Raw genomic sequence first — 16,172 nt, 5'->3', positions numbered from 1 at the left:
GCTGGGCCACCTTCAGCGAACGTTCAGCCAGATCGATGCCCAGGACCTGGGCGCCCTGGCGTGCCATGGCTTCGCTGAGGATGCCACCGCCACAACCTACATCGATGATCTGTCGTCCATCGAGCGGGCCGGCGCACTGGGTGATCCAGTTCAGGCGCAACGGGTTGATCTGGTGGAGCGGGCGAAACTCGCTCTCCGGGTCCCACCATTTGTGGGCCAGCTCGCTGAACTTGGCGAGTTCCTTGGGGTCGGCGTTGGTCATCATCCTGTGATCCTATTCGAAGCGGATCGGCCATGAAAAAACCCCGCCGAGGCGGGGTTTCGCAGTGAGCGAGCCGAAGCTGCTGACTTACTTGGTACGGGTACCAACCACTTCGATTTCGACGCGGCGGTTCTTGGCCTTGCCTTCCTTCGTCTTGTTGTCGGCGACAGGCTGCTTCTCGCCCTTGCCTTCGGTGTAGACGCGGTTCGGCTCGATGCCCTTGCTGACCAGGTACTTCTTGACGGCTTCGGCGCGACGCACCGACAGCTTTTGGTTGTACTTGTCAGAACCGTCACTGTCGGTGTGACCGACGGCGATGATGACTTCGAGGTTGATGCCCTTGACCTTGCTGACCAGGTCGTCCAGCTTGGCGCCAGCTTCCTTCTTCAGGACCGACTTGTCGTGGTCGAAGAAGGCGTCGGCGGCGAAGGTGACCTTCTCGCTGACTGGAGCAGCCGGAACGACGACCGGAGCGGGAACCGGGGCCGGAGCAGGTGCCGGAGCGGGCGCCGGAGCAGGTGCCGGAGCGGGCGCCGGAGCCGGAGCCGGAGCAGGCTTGGCCGGGACCGGAACACCGTCGCACGGCAGCACGCCGGTCGCAGGGGTCCAGTTGGCATCGCGCCAGCACAGCTCGTTGGAGCCGTTCTTGATCACGGTGCCGTCAGCAGCACGCCAGTTGTCCATGGCGCCGGAGGTCGAGCCACCGGTCGCACAGGCGGCCAGTGCGGCCGACGCGAACAGCAGTGCAACCTTGTTGAGTTTGTTCATGGTTCTCCTCTCGAGAAAAGCCGCAAATCGGGCTGCAGAATGCAGAAAAAGCGGCGGCCCATGCTTGCCGATGAGAGCGCGGCGCTAGGGACCGACAAATTGATTGTGCCATACGAGGTCAAGTCGATCGTTAGGCAGAACGGCGCGTTCCGGAGAGGTTGTTGCGCATGGGCGACATTGCGTGGCTCGTAGAATGCAGGGCTCGACCGTCCGCGCTGGGACCCTGACCGCATGACTCAATTCGCCAAAGAAACACTGCCCATCAGCCTCGAAGAGGAGATGCGCCGCTCTTATCTGGATTACGCCATGAGCGTGATCGTCGGTCGGGCGCTTCCGGATGCGCGCGACGGACTCAAGCCGGTGCATCGCCGCGTGCTGTTCGCGATGCATGAACTGAGCAACGACTGGAACCGACCCTACAAGAAGTCCGCCCGCATCGTCGGGGATGTGATCGGCAAGTACCACCCGCACGGCGACACGGCGGTCTACGACACGATCGTGCGCATGGCGCAGGACTTCAGCCTGCGCCACATGCTGGTCGATGGCCAGGGCAACTTCGGCTCGGTCGACGGCGACAACGCCGCTGCCATGCGGTACACCGAAATCCGCCTGTCCAAGATCGCCCACGAGATGCTGGCCGATCTGGACAAGGAGACGGTCGACTTCGGGCCGAACTACGACGGCAGCGAAAAAGAGCCGCTGGTGATGCCGGCCCGGCTGCCGAACCTGCTGGTGAACGGCTCGTCCGGCATCGCGGTCGGCATGGCCACCAACATCCCGCCGCACAACCTCAACGAGGTGGTGAGCGCGTGTCTGCACCTGCTGCAGCACCCCGAGGCGACGATCGACGAGCTGATGGAGATCATCCCGGCGCCGGACTTCCCGACCGCCGGCATCATCTATGGCGTCAGCGGTGTGCGCGAGGGCTACCGCACCGGGCGCGGCCGCGTGGTGATGCGCGCCAAGGTCCACTTCGAGGACATCGACCGGGGCCAGCGCCAGTCGATCATCGTGGACGAGATCCCTTACCAGGTGAACAAGAAGACGCTGCTGGAGCGCATCGCCGAGCTGGTGCACGAGAAGAAGATCGACGGCATCAGCCACATCCAGGACGAGTCGGACAAGTCCGGCATGCGCGTCGTGATCGAGCTGAAGCGCGGCGAAGTGCCCGAGGTCGTGCTGAACAACCTGTACAAGCAGACGCAGCTCCAGGACAGCTTCGGTATGAACATGGTCGCGCTGATCGACGGTCAGCCGCGCCTGTGCAACCTCAAGCTGCTGCTGGAGATCTTCCTGGAGCACCGCCGCGAGGTGGTGACGCGCCGCACGGTGTTCGAGCTGCGCAAGGCGCGCGAGCGCGGCCATGTGCTCGAAGGCCTGGCCGTGGCGCTGGCCAACATCGACGACTTCATCCAGATCATCAAGGCCTCGCCCACGCCGCCGGTCGCCAAGGCCGCGCTGATGAACAAGAGCTGGGATTCGCAGCTCGTGCGCGACATGCTGGCCCGCGCCGAGGAAGCCGGCACGCTCGGCGGGCGCGAAGCCTACCGCCCGGAAGGCTTGCCCGCGCACTACGGCATGCAGCCGGATGGCCTCTACCGCCTGTCGGACGACCAGGCCGGCGAGATCCTGCAGATGCGCCTGCAGCGGCTCACGGGGCTGGAGCAGGACAAGATCATCGGCGAGTACAAGGACGTGATGGCCGTCATCGCCGACCTGCTCGACATCCTGGCCAGGCCCGAGCGCGTCACCACCATCATCGGGGACGAGCTGACGGCGCTGAAGCTGGAGTTCGGCCAGACCAAGATCGGCGCACGCCGCTCGGTGGTCGAGCACAACGTGCAGGAACTCGGCACCGAGGATCTGATCACGCCGACCGACATGGTGGTGACGCTCAGCCACACCGGCTACATCAAGAGCCAGCCGCTCGCCGAGTACCGCGCGCAGAAACGCGGCGGTCGCGGCAAGCAGGCGACCGCGACCAAGGACGACGACTGGGTCGATCAGCTCTTCATCGCCAACACGCACGACTGGATCCTGTGCTTCAGCGACCGCGGGCGCGTGTACTGGCTCAAGGTCTGGGAGGTGCCGCAGGGTGGGCGCGCCAGCCGCGGCAAGCCGATCGTCAACATGTTCCCGCTGCAGCCGGGCGAGAAGATCACCGTCGTGCTGCCGCTGACGGGCGACAACCGGCGTTTCCCCGCCGACCACTACATCTTCATGTGCACCGCGCGTGGCACCGTGAAGAAGACGGCGCTGGACGATTTCAGCAACCCGCGCAAGGCCGGCATCATCGCGGTCGACCTGGACGAGGGTGACTACCTGATCGGCGCGGCGCTGACCGACGGCGCGCACGATGTGATGCTGTTCAGCGATGGTGGCAAGGCGGTGCGCTTCGACGAGAACGACGTGCGCCCGCTGGGCCGGCAGGCGCGCGGCGTGCGCGGCATGGCGCTGGAAGACGGCCAGCGCGTGATCGCGATGCTGGTCGCCGAGGACGAGACGCAGAGCGTGCTCACCGCCACCGAGAACGGCTACGGCAAGCGCACCTCGATCGTCGAATACACCCGCCACGGCCGTGGCACCAAGGGCATGATCGCCATCCAGCAGACCGAGCGCAACGGCCGCGTGGTCGCCGCGACGCTGGTCCGCACCGCCGACGAGATCATGCTGATCACTGACCGCGGCGTGCTGGTGCGCACCCGGGTATCGGAAATCCGCGAACTCGGCCGCGCCACCCAGGGCGTGACGCTGATCGCGCTGGACGAAGGCTCCAAGCTGTCGGGCCTGCAGCGCATCGTCGAGAACGATGCGGCGGTCGAAGCCGTGACCGAGACTGCCTCGGACACCGATCCCGCCATTCCTGAAACCGATGCCGGCGACACCGCCGCGGAAAGCGCCTGATGACTTCCAACCTGTGGCGCGCGGCGCTGACGACCGGCGCCCTGTGTGTGCTGATGACCGCCCCGACCCTGGCCACGGCCGAGACCAGCGCCGCCAAGAAGGAGCTGATCGCCAAGGTGGTGCAGTTGCAGCAGGGCGGGGTCGAGGGCATCGCCCGCAGTCTGGTGGAGCAGCCGGCGATGGCGCTGATGCAGCAGGCTGGCCAGGTACTGCAGACCCGCATCGCGCCTGAAAAGCGCGAGGCGATGGCCAAGGACATCCAGGCCGAGGTCCGCAAGTACGTCGAGGAAACCAACCCGCTGCTGCGCGACAAGGCGCTGAAGATGGCGCCGGGCGTGATGGGGCCGCTGCTCGACGAGAAGTTCACCGAGGACGAACTCAAGCAGCTCGTGGGCTGGCTGGAGTCGCCGGTGATCCGCCGCTACCAGCAGCTCACGCCCGAGATCCAGAAGGGCCTGTCCGAAAAGCTGGTGGCCGAGACGCGCACGCTGGTCGAGCCGAAGCTGCAGGCGCTGGACCGCAGCGTCAGCGGCCGCCTGGGCCTGCCGCCGCCGCCGGCCAAGGGGGCGTCCGCGCCTGCCAAGAAGTAAGCCACGCCTGTCCCCCTAGTCCTGCCTGTGAGTTGACGATGTCCCAGCGTCCCTACAACTTCTCCGCCGGTCCGGCGGCGCTGCCCGAAGAGGTCCTGCACCAAGCCGCCGCCGAGATGCTCGACTGGCACGGCTGCGGCATGGGCGTGATGGAGATGAGCCACCGCGGCCGCGAGTTCATCTCGATCGCCGAAACCGCCGAGGCCGATCTGCGCGAACTGCTGGCGGTGCCGGCGAACTTCCGCATCCTGTTCATGCAGGGCGGCGGACTGGCCGAGAACGCGATCGTGCCGATGAACCTGTCGCGCGGCGAGCAGGCGGATTTCGTCGTCACCGGTTCGTGGTCGCAGAAGTCGGCCAAGGAAGCCCTGCGCTACTGCGACGCCAGGGTCATCGCCAGCAACGCCGAGGGTGGCCACCTGACCATGCCGGATCCGGCCAGCTGGGCGCTGCGGCCGGGTGCGCGCTACGTGCATGTCTGCACCAACGAGACGATCCACGGCGTCGAGTTCCAGGCACTGCCGGACCTGCAGGCGCTCGGCAGCGACGCCGCGCTGGTGATCGACTGCTCGTCGCACATCCTCTCGCGCACGATCGACTGGTCGAAGGTCGGGCTGGCGTTCGCGGGTGCGCAGAAGAACATCGGCCCGGCGGGGGTCACGATCGTGATCGTGCGCGAAGACCTGCTCGGCCATGCGCTGGCGGTCTGCCCGAGCGCGTTCGACTACAAGACGGTCGCCGACAACGCCTCGATGTACAACACGCCGCCGACCTACGGCATCTACATCGCCGGGCTGGTGTTCCAGTGGGTGAAGCGCCAGGGCGGCGTGGCCGAGATGGAGCGCCGCGCCATCGAGAAGGCCGATCTGCTCTACCGCTATCTGGACGGCGAGGGCGCCGGCTTCTACGTCAACCGGATCGACCCGGCCTGTCGCTCGCGCATGAACGTGCCGTTCCAGTTGCGCGATGCATCGCGCAACGACGCATTCCTCGCGGTTGCCAAGGCGCGCGGCCTGCTCCAGCTCAAGGGCCACAAGAGCGTCGGCGGCATGCGTGCGTCGATCTACAACGCGATGCCGCTGGCCGGCGTGCAGGCGCTGGTGGCCTGCCTGCGCGAATTTGCCGCCGAGAACGGCTGACGACCGGCTCCTCCAGGATTTTCCAGACCCCACGACCAGCCAGAAGAACGGGACACCCGCCATGACCACGCCCACCCTGCCGGAGCTGCGCGACAAGATCGACGCCCTCGACCGCGAACTGCTCGCGCTGCTCAACCGCCGCGCCGGACTGGCGCTGGAGGTGGGCGAGATCAAGAAGAAGGAAGGCTCGGTCGTCTTCCGCCCCGAGCGCGAGGCGCAGGTCATCGACGGGCTGAAGTCCGGCAACCCCGGGCCGCTGAAGAACGAGAGCGTCGCGCCGATCTGGCGCGAGATCATGTCCGCCTGCCGTGCGCTGGAGACGCCCACCCGCGTCGCCTATCTCGGCCCGGCCGGCACCTTCAGCGAAGAGGCCGCACTCGGCTACTTCGGCTCGTCCATCGTGCGCGTGCCGTGCGCGAGCATCGACGAGGTGTTCCGCAGCACCTCGGCCGGCGTGGCCGACTTCGGTGTCGTGCCAGTCGAGAACTCCACCGAAGGAATGGTGGCGCGCTCGCTGGACATCTTCCTGACCATGCCGCTGTTCATCATCGGCGAGACCAGCCTGTTCGTGCGCCATAACCTGCTGCGCAAGGACAACGCGCTGGACGGCATCACGGCGGTCTGCGCCCACCCGCAGGCGCTGGCGCAGTGCCACGAATGGCTGTCGCTGCACCTGCCGCACGCCGAGCGCCGCCCGGTGTCGAGCAACGCCGAAGGGGCGCGGCTCGCGGCGCTCGACCCGTCGATCGCCGGCATCGCCAGCACGCGCGCGGCCAGCGAGTACGGCGTCCACGTCGTCGCCCCGGCGATCCAGAACGACACCCACAACCGCACCCGCTTCGCCATCGTCACCGACCCGCTGCGCCACCCGGCGCCGCAGGCCTCCGGCCACGACTGCACGAGCCTGGTCGTCTCGGTGGAGAACCGCCCCGGCGCGATGTACGACATCCTCGCGCCGCTGAAGAAACACGGCGTGTCGATGAGCCGGCTGGAGTCGCGCCCGGCGCGCTCGGGCCAGTGGGAGTACTACTTCTTCATCGACGTGCAGGGCCACCCGAACCAGCCCGCGGTGCAGACCGCGCTGCACGAGCTGCGCGAATCCTGCGCTTTCTTCAAGGTGCTCGGCACCTACCCGATCGACGTTCACTGAGCACGGCTCCGACCATCATCATGTTCAATCAACTGGGGGTGATCGGCTGCGGCCTGATGGGCGGCAGCTTCGCGCTGGCGCTCAAGCGGGCCGGGCTGGTGCAGCGGGTGGTGGGCTACAGCAAGTCGCCGTCCACGGTGGAGCGCGCACGCCGCATGGGTGTGATCGACATCGCGGCCGAGTCGGCGCTGCTGGCGGTGTCGGGCTCGGACATCGTGCTGATCGCGGTGCCGGTGGCGGCCAGCGAGGCGACGTTCAAGGCGATCCGCCACATGGTCGAGCCGGGCACGCTGTTCATGGACGTGGGCAGCACCAAGCGCGACGTGGTCGACGTGGCGCGGCGCGTGCTCAAGGAGCGCATCGGCAGCTTCGTGCCGGCGCACCCGATCGCCGGCAAGGAAGTCGCCGGGGTCGAGCACGCCGACGTGCAGCTCTACCAGGGCAAGCAGGTCATCCTCACGCCGCTGGCGCAGACCGACCCGGTGATGGTGCAGAAGGCCACCGACGTGTGGGCGGCGATCGGCTGCCAGGTGCTGCGCATGACGCCGGAGAACCACGACACCGCCTTCGCCGCCGTCAGCCATCTGCCGCACCTGCTGGCTTTTGCCTACTTCAACGCGATGCTGGCGCAGCCGGCGGGGCGCGAGTTCCTGTCGCTGGCCGGCCCCGGTTTCCGCGACTTCACCCGCATCGCTGCGGGCGATCCGAACGTCTGGCGCGACATCCTGCTGAGCAACCGCGAGGAGATCCTCAAGCAGTCGCAGCGCCTGCGCCACGCGCTCGATGCCTTCGAGGTCGTCATGCGCTCGGGCAACACCGAGGCGCTCGAAGACCTCATCCGCACCGCCTCCGACGGCCGTGCCGGCTGGCAGATGAACGCCCGCCCGGCCACCGCCCGCTGAACCCGCCCGCTGTTTCTGCTCCGCGCCATGTATTCGATTCCCTTCCTCGACCTTCCGCCGCTCGGCCACGCCGCCGGCACGGTGCACCTGCCCGGTTCCAAGAGCATCTCCAACCGGCTGCTGCTGCTGGCTGGCCTGAGCGAGGGCACGACGACGCTGGTCGACCTGCTCGACTCGGACGACACCCGGGTGATGCTGGCGTCGCTGCGCACGCTCGGCTGCGTGATCGAAGAAGACGGTCGTTTCACGCGCATCACCGGATTCGCCGGTCGTCCCGCCGTGCGCGAGGCCGAGCTGTTCCTGGGCAACGCCGGCACCGCGATGCGCCCGCTGACCGCCGCGCTGTCGGTGATCTCGACGCTGGTGGCGGACACGGCGTTCACGCTCGGCGGCGTCAAGCGGATGCACGAGCGGCCGATCGGCGACCTGGTCGATGCGCTGCGCGGACTGGGTGGTGTGGTCGAGTGCCTCGGTGTCGAAGGCTATCCGCCGCTGCGCGTGGCGGGTGGCGCGCTGAAGCTGGACACGCCGGTGCGCGTGCGCGGCGATGTGTCGAGCCAGTTCCTGACGGCGCTGCTGCTGGCCCTGCCGCTGGCGGCGACCGACCGGGCGGTGACGATCGAGGTGGTCGGCGAGCTGATCTCCAAGCCCTACATCGAGATCACGCTGAACCTGCTGCAACGCTTCGGCATCGCCGTCGAGCGCCATGGCTGGGAGCGCTTCGTCATCCCGGCCGGCAGCCGCTACGTCACGCCTGGCGAGGTGCATGTCGAAGGCGATGCGTCGTCGGCGTCGTACTTCATCGCGCTGGGCGCCATCGCCGGCGTGGACGCGCCGGTGCGCATCGAGGGTGTGGGTGCGGCGTCGATCCAGGGCGACATCCGCTTCGTCGAGGCCGCCGAGGCGATGGGCGCGGTCGTGCGCGCGGAGCCGAACGCGCTGGAGGTCTGCCGTGGCGCGTGGCCGCTGAAGGCCATCGACCTCGACTGCAACCACATCCCCGACGCGGCGATGACGCTGGCCGTGATGGCGCTCTACGCCGACGGGCCATCCACGCTGCGCAACATCGCGAGCTGGCGTGTCAAGGAAACCGACCGCATCGCCGCGATGGCCTGCGAGCTGCGCAAGCTCGGCGCCACGGTGGAGGAGGGTGCGGACTACATCCGCATCGAGCCGCTGGCCGTCTTTCAGCCGGCCGCCATCCACACCTACGACGACCACCGCATGGCGATGTGCCTGTCGCTGGCGGCCTTCAACCGGCTGAACCCGGCGGGTGACGGCGAGCGCGCGGTGCCGGTGCGCATCCTCGACCCGAAGTGCGTGGCCAAGACCTTCCCGGACTACTTCGAGGCGCTGTTCTCGGTGGTCGCAGCCCGGCCGGCGGACATTCCCGTGCTGACCGTCGACGGGCCGACCGCGTCGGGCAAGGGCACGCTGTCCGCCTGCGTGGCCGATCGACTGGGGTACCACACGCTCGACTCCGGCTCGCTCTACCGCGTCACGGCACTGGCCGCCCGGCGCGCGGGCGTGTCGGCGACGGACGAGGCTGGACTGGCCGCGATCGCACGGTCGATGACGCTGCGCTTCGAGGGCGTGCGTGTGCTGCTGTCCGGTGAGGACGTGAGCGACGAGTTGCGCGACGAGGCGGTCGGCACGATGGCGTCGCAGATCTCGGCGTGGCCGGCGGTCCGGGCGGCGCTGTTCGATCTGCAGGCGGGTTTCCGGCAATTGCCTGGCCTGGTGGCCGACGGGCGCGACATGGGCACGGTCATCTTCCCCGATGCGCAGCTCAAGATCTTCCTCACGGCGACGGCCGCCGCGCGCGCTGCCCGACGACTCAACCAATTGATTTCCAAGGGAATTCCTGCTAGTCTCGAAGACCTTCGAGCCGACCTGGAGGCGCGCGACGAGCGGGACAGAACCCGCGCCACCGCCCCCCTGAAGCCGGCCGAAGACGCGTTGCTGCTGGACAATTCGCAACTGGGCATCGAGGCTTCGATGCAGCAGGTGGTGGTCTGGTGGAACGCGAGACAACCGTTCGATGCCACGTCGGCGCCCGCCCACTGACGCATCGAGCGGCTCAGCAACCTAACCCCGCCACGGAAGTGGCACCCGCCGCCGGGGTGTCCCGGTGCAGAAAGTCCCCAATGTCCCAAGCAGCTATGGCCGATTTCGGCATGGATTCCTTCGCGTCGATGTTCGAGGAGTCGCTTCAGCGCTCCAACATGCGCGCAGGTGAAGTCATCTCCGCCGAAGTCGTCCGCATCGAGCACAACTTCGTCGTCGTCAACGCCGGCCTGAAGTCCGAAGCCTACGTTCCGCTGGAAGAGTTCAAGAACGACAAGGGCGAACTCGAAGTCCAGATCGGCGATTTCGTGTCGGTGGCCATCGACGCCATCGAAAACGGCTACGGCGACACCATCCTGTCGCGCGACAAGGCCAAGCGCCTGGCCTCGTGGCTGTCGCTGGAAACCGCGCTGGAGTCCGGCGACTTCGTGACCGGCACCGTCTCGGGCAAGGTCAAGGGCGGCCTGACGGTCCTCGTCAACGGCATCCGCGCCTTCCTGCCGGGCTCGCTGCTCGACACGCGTCCGGTCAAGGACATGAGCCCGTACGAGGGCAAGACGATGGAGTTCAAGGTCATCAAGCTCGACCGCAAGCGCAACAACGTTGTGCTGTCGCGTCGTGCCGTGGTCGAGGCTTCGATGGGCGAAGAGCGCGCCAAGCTGCTGGAAACGCTGCGCGAAGGCGCATTCGTCAACGGCGTGGTCAAGAACATCACCGAATACGGCGCGTTCGTGGACCTGGGCGGCATCGACGGCCTGCTGCACATCACCGACATGGCATGGCGCCGTGTCCGTCACCCGAGCGAAGTGGTGACGGTCGGCCAGGAGCTGACGGCCAAGGTGCTGAAGTTCGACGCCGAGAAGAACCGCGTCTCGCTGGGCCTGAAGCAGATGGGCGACGATCCGTGGTACGGCGTGTCGCGCCGCTACCCGTCGAGCACCCGCCTGTTCGGCAAGGTCACCAACATCGCCGACTACGGTGCGTTCGTCGAGATCGAACCGGGCATCGAAGGCCTGGTGCACGTCTCCGAAATGGACTGGACCAACAAGAACGTCGCACCTTCCAAGATCGTGGCCCTGGGCGACGAAGTGGAAGTCATGGTCCTGGAGATCGACGAAGACAAGCGTCGCATCTCGCTGGGCATGAAGCAGTGCCGCGCCAACCCGTGGGACGAGTTCGCGCAGAACTTCAAGCGCGGCGACAAGGTCAAGGGCCCGGTCAAGTCGATCACCGACTTCGGCGTGTTCGTGGGTCTGGCTGCCGGCATCGACGGCCTGGTGCACCTGTCCGACCTGAGCTGGAACGAGACTGGCGAAGCGGCTGTGCGCAACTTCAAGAAGGGCCAGGAAGTCGAAGCCGTCGTTCTGGGCATCGATGTCGAGCGCGAGCGCATCTCGCTGGGCATCAAGCAGCTCGACGCCGATCCGTTCACCAACTACACCTCCATCAATGACCGTGGCATGACGGTCACCGGCAAGGTGAAGACGGTCGACGCCCGTGGCGCCGAAATCCAGCTGAGCGAGGAAGTCACCGGCTACCTGCGTGCTTCCGAGCTGGCCCGCGAGCGTGTCGAAGACGCCCGCAACCTGCTGAAGGAAGGCGACGACGTCTCCGCCATGATCATCAACATCGACCGCAAGACGCGTTCGATCCAGTTGTCGATCAAGGCCAAGGACAGCGTCGAGCAGCAGGAAGCGCTGCAGCGCCTGTCGGTCGACAACCGCGAGACGGCCGGCAATGCGGGCACCACCAGCCTGGGCGCCCTGCTGAAGGCCAAGCTGGACCAAGGCAACTGATCGAGTGAGCGCTTGCTGAATACCACGACGCTCGCTGCATGACCCGCTCCGACCTCGTCACTCTGCTGGCCAATCGCTTTGGCCAGCTCACGCACCGCGATGCCGAGTTCGCCGTCAAGACGATGCTCGACGCGATGTCGGACGCGCTCGGAAAAGGCCACCGCATCGAGATCCGTGGTTTCGGCAGCTTCGCGATCAGCCACCGGCCGCCACGGGTGGGGCGCAATCCCCGCTCCGGCGAGCCGGTCACCATCCCCGAGAAGCTCGTTCCGCATTTCAAGCCGGGCAAGGCCTTGCGCGAGGCTGTCGACCAGCCCTTCGCCGACCGTGTCGAAGGCTGAGTGCATCCTGCGCTGCACGGCCGACTCGGCCGCGCACTAGAATCGCATCGCCATGCGATTCCTCTCCTGGCTCTTTCGAGCCGCCGTTTTCTTCATCCTGTTTGCCTTTGCGCTGAACAACCAGCACGAAGCGCAACTCAAATGGTTTTTTGGCTTCGAGTTCCGCGCGCCGATGGTGTTGCTGGTGCTCGTGGTCTTTGCCGCTGGCGCCGTCTTTGGCGTGCTGGCGATGACGCCCAACTGGTGGCGACAACGTCGTCGTCGCCATGCCACCCGGGCGTCGGTGTCCGTGAATTCGGCTGCTGACAAGGGGGTTTCTGTCGCAAACCTGCCTGTGGTGCCCGATGTGCCGCTGAGTGCTTCCCCGCGCGATGGAATTTGACCTGCAGTGGCTGCTGCTGGGCCTGCCGCTGGCGTTCGGCTTCGGCTGGCTGGCGTCCCGTTTTGATCTGCGGCAATGGCGGCGCGACGTCGAGTCCTCGCCCCGTGCCTACTTCAAGGGGCTCAACCTGCTGCTCAACGAACAGCAGGACAAGGCCATCGACGCGTTCATCGAGGCGGTTCAGCACGATCCGGGCAGTTCGGACCTGCACTTCGCGCTGGGTAACCTGTTTCGGCGCCGTGGCGAGTACGAGCGGGCGGTCCGCGTGCACCAGCACCTGCTGGCCCGGGCCGATCTGCCGGCCGCTGAGCGCGACCGCGCACAGCACGCGCTGGCACAGGATTACCTCAAGGCGGGCCTCTTCGACCGCGCCGAGGCTGCCTACAAGGCGCTGGAAGGCACGGCGTTTGCCACCGATGCCCGTTTGGCGCTGCTGACGCTGCATGAGCGCTCACGCGACTGGAAATCCGCCATCGAGGTGGCCCGTGGCCTGGAGACCGTGGCCGCTGGATCGTTCAGCCAACGCATCGCCCACTACGGTTGCGAACTTGCCCTCGAAGCCGATGCACGTGGACACGGCGACGAGGCGCTGGCCGCGCTCGAAAAGGCGCACCAGGTGGCGCCCCAGGCTCCGCGGCCGCTGGTCCTGGCCGGACAGCGCTGCGCTCGCTTGGGTCGGCATGACCAGGCGTTGAACTGGTGGCTGCCACTGGCCAGCGTGCATCCGGGCGCTCTGTCGGTGATCGCCTCCGAACTGGCCACCAGCGCGCTGGCCTGCGGCCGCGGGGACGAGGCCCGTGTCGTGCTGCGCGATCTGCATGCCCACGCGCCGACTTCCGACCTGCTGGCCGCACTGCTCAAGCTCGACGGTGATGCCCAGTCCCGGCGCCAGTTGCTGCTGTTCCATCTGCAGGTCCAACCTGGACTTGGCCCGGCGTTGAGCCTGCTGCGAGCGCACGGGCGCGAGGCGCTGGACGCCGAGGAACTGCAGGCTGTACAGGCCAGCGTCGCGCAGGCGCTGAAGCCCTTGCAGCGTTACCGCTGCGCCGCCTGCGGCTTCGAGGCGCAGCAGTATTTCTGGCAGTGTCCCGGCTGCCACGGCTGGGACACCTTCCCCCCGCGCCGCCTCGAAGACCACTGAGCCGCCTCCCCCTTCAGAGTGGCCCTTTGGAGGGATGCAGCCTGGGCCCTTCGACCTTATCGTGGCCTTGCATGTCGCGCACATGAATCCATGTGCCCATGACCACCGAGGGGAACCACCATGCTGATCCGGAAAATCCTGAGTGTCGTGCTGAGTCTGGCTGCGGCCACCTGTCTGGCCGCGGCTGACATCAACAAAGCGAGCCAGGCCGAGCTGGAGGCCGTCAAGGGCATTGGCCCGGCCATGTCCGGCAAGATCCTGGACGAGCGCAAGAAGGGGCCGTTCAAAGACTGGGCCGACGTGATGGAGCGTGTCAAGGGGGTCAAGCAGGCGACGGCCGCCAAGTATTCCACGGGTGGTTTGACCGTCAATGGCAGCACCTTCGAGCGCGCGGTGGGCGCCCAGGTGGCTGCGGCCACCGTGCCGGCAGGAGAAATCAAGCCCGAGAAGAAGAAGTAAGGCGCGCTGGTTCCGGCGGCTGCACCGTGGCCTGAGGCGGTGTCGTCTTGAGTGCCCCACTGTGGCTGCTCCAGCCGAAAAAGGCCCTCACCTCGTCCCGTTTGGCCCTGGCGTCCGCTTCTCCGAGGGCGATCAGCTCGCGCGTGTAGCCAGACTCGAACAGCAGATAGCTTGCCAGTGCTGCGCCCCGCGCTGTCTCGCCCTGGCCCGTGACACCGACACCTCGCAGCAGGGCCCGGACGGTGCGTGGCAAGCTGTCCAGGTGCTTGCCAGCCAGATTGTCCAGACGCTGGCTTGGTGCGATCACCAGCGCTTCGATCGGACGGAGCGGGGTACGCACCAGTGCCTCGGGTGACAGCAGGGCCAGGGTGCTGTTGATGCGCTGCAGACGTTCGATGTCCACGGCGAGGGCATCGAGGAAGATGTTGGACAACGCATGACCGGCGATCTGCGCGACGCTTGGGTAGTCACTGATCTCCAGATGTCCGCCGGGCGGCTCGTGCATGCGACCGGCACCGATGATCAGCACCCGCTCGGCGCCCAGGTGAACTGCTGGCGAGATGGGGGCCGCCTGCCGCATGGAGCCGTCTCCGAACCAGCCGACCCGGTCATGCACCGGCAGCGATGTGGCTGGAAACACGAACGGAATGGCCGCCGAGGCCAACAGGTGCCGTACACCGAGCCGGGTGCGGACCGCCAAGCGCTGCGAGCGGGTCCAGGGTGCAATGTCTTCGTGGCACTCGTAGAAGGTGACGTGTTCGCCGCTGGAGTAGCTGGATGCCGTCACCGCCAGTGCATGCAGGTGCCCGTCGGCCATCAGACGTGGCAGCCGGTCGAAGCGCACCATGCGCAGCAGCAGCGCTTCCAGCGGGCTGTTGTCGAGCAGCGAGCGTGGTCGTGCGCGCCGCCATCGATGCAGCGCCCACCCGAAGGACATCATCGTCAACCAGGGTGCGCCGGTGCGGATGATGCCCAGCGAGTCGGTCCGATAGACCTGCTCGGAGCGGAACTGCGACCAGATGTCGACCACCTCGCTCACGGCTGCATCGAATCGATCCACTTGGCAGGCCAGCGCCGCAGCGTTGATGGCACCAGCGGACGTCCCTGCGATCACCTGGTAAGGGCTGCTCCGCGGTGCGCCGGATTCCCGGCCGATGCGCGCAATGGCCTTGAGTACACCCATCTGGTAGGCCGCCCTCGCACCGCCACCGGTGAGCAGGAGTCCGATGCGACCTGGGGCGGGTGGCGGTGGAGCGTACGGGGTGTCCATGCGTGCAGTCTATCGAGCGAGGTCGCGCGCAGGAGCGCGGAAATCACCGATTTAGGCTGTGCATTCCAATTCGGTTTGCAGCGTGTGCCCAGTCGCGTCAGGTGCGCCAGATGCGTGGGGTCTGCGGTTCGAGTTGCCACGCCGTGGCCCGCCAGGCATTGCGGATGGCGACCAGGAGTTGCATGGCTGGCTCCACCCGGTCCGCCAGCACGCGCAGCACGACGGTCCGTGCATGTGGGGCCGTGGCGCCGGCCAGACCTGCCAGCGTGGAGGCACCGATGGTGGCCCGGGCGCGGTCGAGCAGTTCGGTGCGTTGCTGGTTTGGCAGTGCAGTGCCGGCGGTAAACCACATCGTCCCCAGCACCTTGTGGCCGGCCCAGCCCACGGGGCTGTCCAGCAGGCGCTGGTCCTCTGCGTCAATCACGGCCTGTTCGAGCCACACGTCTGGCAACTCCAGCCGCTGGGTATAGCGCCCGCGGTCCCAGTGGTCGTTCGCCGCAGGCAGGCCGAGGGCCAGCAGGTCCCATCCGATCATCTCGGCGCCGGGTGCCAAGTCGAACCGGAGGCGATTTTCTGCAAGGCACTGCCGGTAGGCGATGGTCTCCATCGGCAGCCATTCCAGTCGGGCATCTGCTTCGAGTCGTGCCTGCACCTGTTGCACAGCTGGCTGTCCAGCGCTGCGGTAGTAGCGCGTCGCACCTGGGGTGGTGATGAGGGCGTGGGTGCCGGACGCGAGTTCCGCATTGATTTCCAGCACGTCGCCGCCGACGATCCCCCCTGGTGGATGCACCAGCACATGGTGACAGATGGCTTCGCCCTCTGGGTAGAGGCGCTGCAGCACCCGCAACGGGCCGTGGTGCCGATCCAGTGCGACCGTCCGACGACCGTCCAGCGAATATTGAAGATCGAGGTGTCCGAGCCAGCTCATGGTGCAACGTGGATGTGGTGGCAAGCACGAAAAAAAACCGCCACGAAGGCGGCGGTTTTTCTGTCGGCCCGCA

15 protein-coding genes are annotated in these 16,172 nt (G+C 67.0%); 11 read left to right on the top strand and 4 right to left on the bottom strand.

Features of this window, described 5'->3' with window-relative positions; genetic code table 11:
* Together AB3X43_RS04960 and ompA are read right to left on the bottom strand one after the other, a co-directional pair.
* Window positions 1-262: methyltransferase domain-containing protein (locus AB3X43_RS04960; protein ID WP_369428763.1), on the bottom strand; the 262-nt coding region annotated here is incomplete at its 3' end.
* 87 nt (window positions 263-349) lie between these two features.
* Window positions 350-1,030 (bottom strand): outer membrane protein OmpA, encoded by a 681-nt coding sequence (gene ompA / locus AB3X43_RS04955; RefSeq protein ID WP_369428762.1) that lies wholly within the window; start codon window positions 1,028-1,030, stop codon window positions 350-352.
* A 231-nt stretch (window positions 1,031-1,261) separates the two neighbouring features.
* Here ompA and gyrA point away from each other — a divergent pair, with 231 nt between their 5' ends.
* The 11 genes from gyrA (at window position 1,262) to AB3X43_RS04900 (ending at window position 13,901) form a co-directional block, all read left to right on the top strand.
* On the top strand, window positions 1,262-3,934 hold the full coding sequence (gene gyrA, locus AB3X43_RS04950; RefSeq protein WP_369428761.1) for a DNA gyrase subunit A: 2,673 nt from the start codon (window positions 1,262-1,264) through the stop codon (window positions 3,932-3,934).
* Complete coding sequence (locus AB3X43_RS04945) at window positions 3,934-4,524, top strand: DUF2059 domain-containing protein (RefSeq protein WP_369428760.1); 591 nt, start codon at window positions 3,934-3,936, stop codon at window positions 4,522-4,524. Before gyrA ends, AB3X43_RS04945 begins: the two co-directional genes overlap by 1 nt.
* A gap of 38 nt (window positions 4,525-4,562) precedes the next feature.
* A complete protein-coding gene (gene serC / locus AB3X43_RS04940) occupies window positions 4,563-5,663 on the top strand; it encodes a 3-phosphoserine/phosphohydroxythreonine transaminase (RefSeq protein WP_369428759.1) in 1,101 nt (366 codons plus the stop codon).
* Window positions 5,664-5,724: 61 nt separating this feature from the next.
* Window positions 5,725-6,813: a prephenate dehydratase gene (pheA, locus tag AB3X43_RS04935; protein ID WP_369428758.1), complete on the top strand. Its 1,089-nt coding sequence runs from the start codon at window positions 5,725-5,727 to the stop codon at window positions 6,811-6,813.
* Window positions 6,814-6,833: 20 nt separating this feature from the next.
* Entirely contained in the window at window positions 6,834-7,715 is an 882-nt protein-coding gene (locus AB3X43_RS04930) for a prephenate dehydrogenase (RefSeq protein WP_179632600.1), read from the top strand.
* A 27-nt stretch (window positions 7,716-7,742) separates the two neighbouring features.
* Window positions 7,743-9,782 (top strand): bifunctional 3-phosphoshikimate 1-carboxyvinyltransferase/cytidylate kinase, encoded by a 2,040-nt coding sequence (locus AB3X43_RS04925; RefSeq protein WP_369428757.1) that lies wholly within the window; start codon window positions 7,743-7,745, stop codon window positions 9,780-9,782.
* An 80-nt stretch (window positions 9,783-9,862) separates the two neighbouring features.
* Window positions 9,863-11,578, top strand: coding sequence for a 30S ribosomal protein S1 (rpsA, locus tag AB3X43_RS04920; protein ID WP_369428756.1), 1,716 nt, complete (start codon window positions 9,863-9,865; stop codon window positions 11,576-11,578).
* Between the two features lie 38 nt (window positions 11,579-11,616).
* On the top strand, window positions 11,617-11,919 hold the full coding sequence (locus AB3X43_RS04915) for an integration host factor subunit beta (RefSeq protein ID WP_369428755.1): 303 nt from the start codon (window positions 11,617-11,619) through the stop codon (window positions 11,917-11,919).
* Between the two features lie 52 nt (window positions 11,920-11,971).
* The gene (locus AB3X43_RS04910; protein WP_369428754.1) at window positions 11,972-12,301 is read left to right on the top strand and encodes a LapA family protein; all 330 of its coding nucleotides are present in this window, start codon (window positions 11,972-11,974) and stop codon (window positions 12,299-12,301) included.
* Window positions 12,291-13,442, top strand: a complete 1,152-nt coding sequence (gene lapB / locus AB3X43_RS04905; RefSeq protein WP_369428753.1) for a lipopolysaccharide assembly protein LapB — start codon at window positions 12,291-12,293, stop codon at window positions 13,440-13,442. Before AB3X43_RS04910 ends, lapB begins: the two co-directional genes overlap by 11 nt.
* 120 nt (window positions 13,443-13,562) lie before the next feature.
* On the top strand, window positions 13,563-13,901 hold the full coding sequence (locus tag AB3X43_RS04900) for a ComEA family DNA-binding protein (protein WP_369428752.1): 339 nt from the start codon (window positions 13,563-13,565) through the stop codon (window positions 13,899-13,901).
* Here AB3X43_RS04900 and AB3X43_RS04895 read toward each other — a convergent pair.
* Together AB3X43_RS04895 and AB3X43_RS04890 are read right to left on the bottom strand one after the other, a co-directional pair.
* Window positions 13,879-15,171, bottom strand: coding sequence for a patatin-like phospholipase family protein (locus tag AB3X43_RS04895; protein WP_369428751.1), 1,293 nt, complete (start codon window positions 15,169-15,171; stop codon window positions 13,879-13,881). The two genes, AB3X43_RS04900 and AB3X43_RS04895, sit on opposite strands and share 23 nt — an antisense overlap.
* Before the next feature lie 97 nt (window positions 15,172-15,268).
* Complete coding sequence (locus AB3X43_RS04890) at window positions 15,269-16,099, bottom strand: urease accessory protein UreD (RefSeq protein ID WP_369428750.1); 831 nt, start codon at window positions 16,097-16,099, stop codon at window positions 15,269-15,271.
* Window positions 16,100-16,172: the final 73 nt, after the last annotated feature.

The organism is Sphaerotilus sp. (genome assembly GCF_041083715.1).
Classification (GTDB): domain Bacteria; phylum Pseudomonadota; class Gammaproteobacteria; order Burkholderiales; family Burkholderiaceae_C; genus Sphaerotilus.
This window is presented reverse-complemented; position numbering and strand designations above follow the sequence as displayed.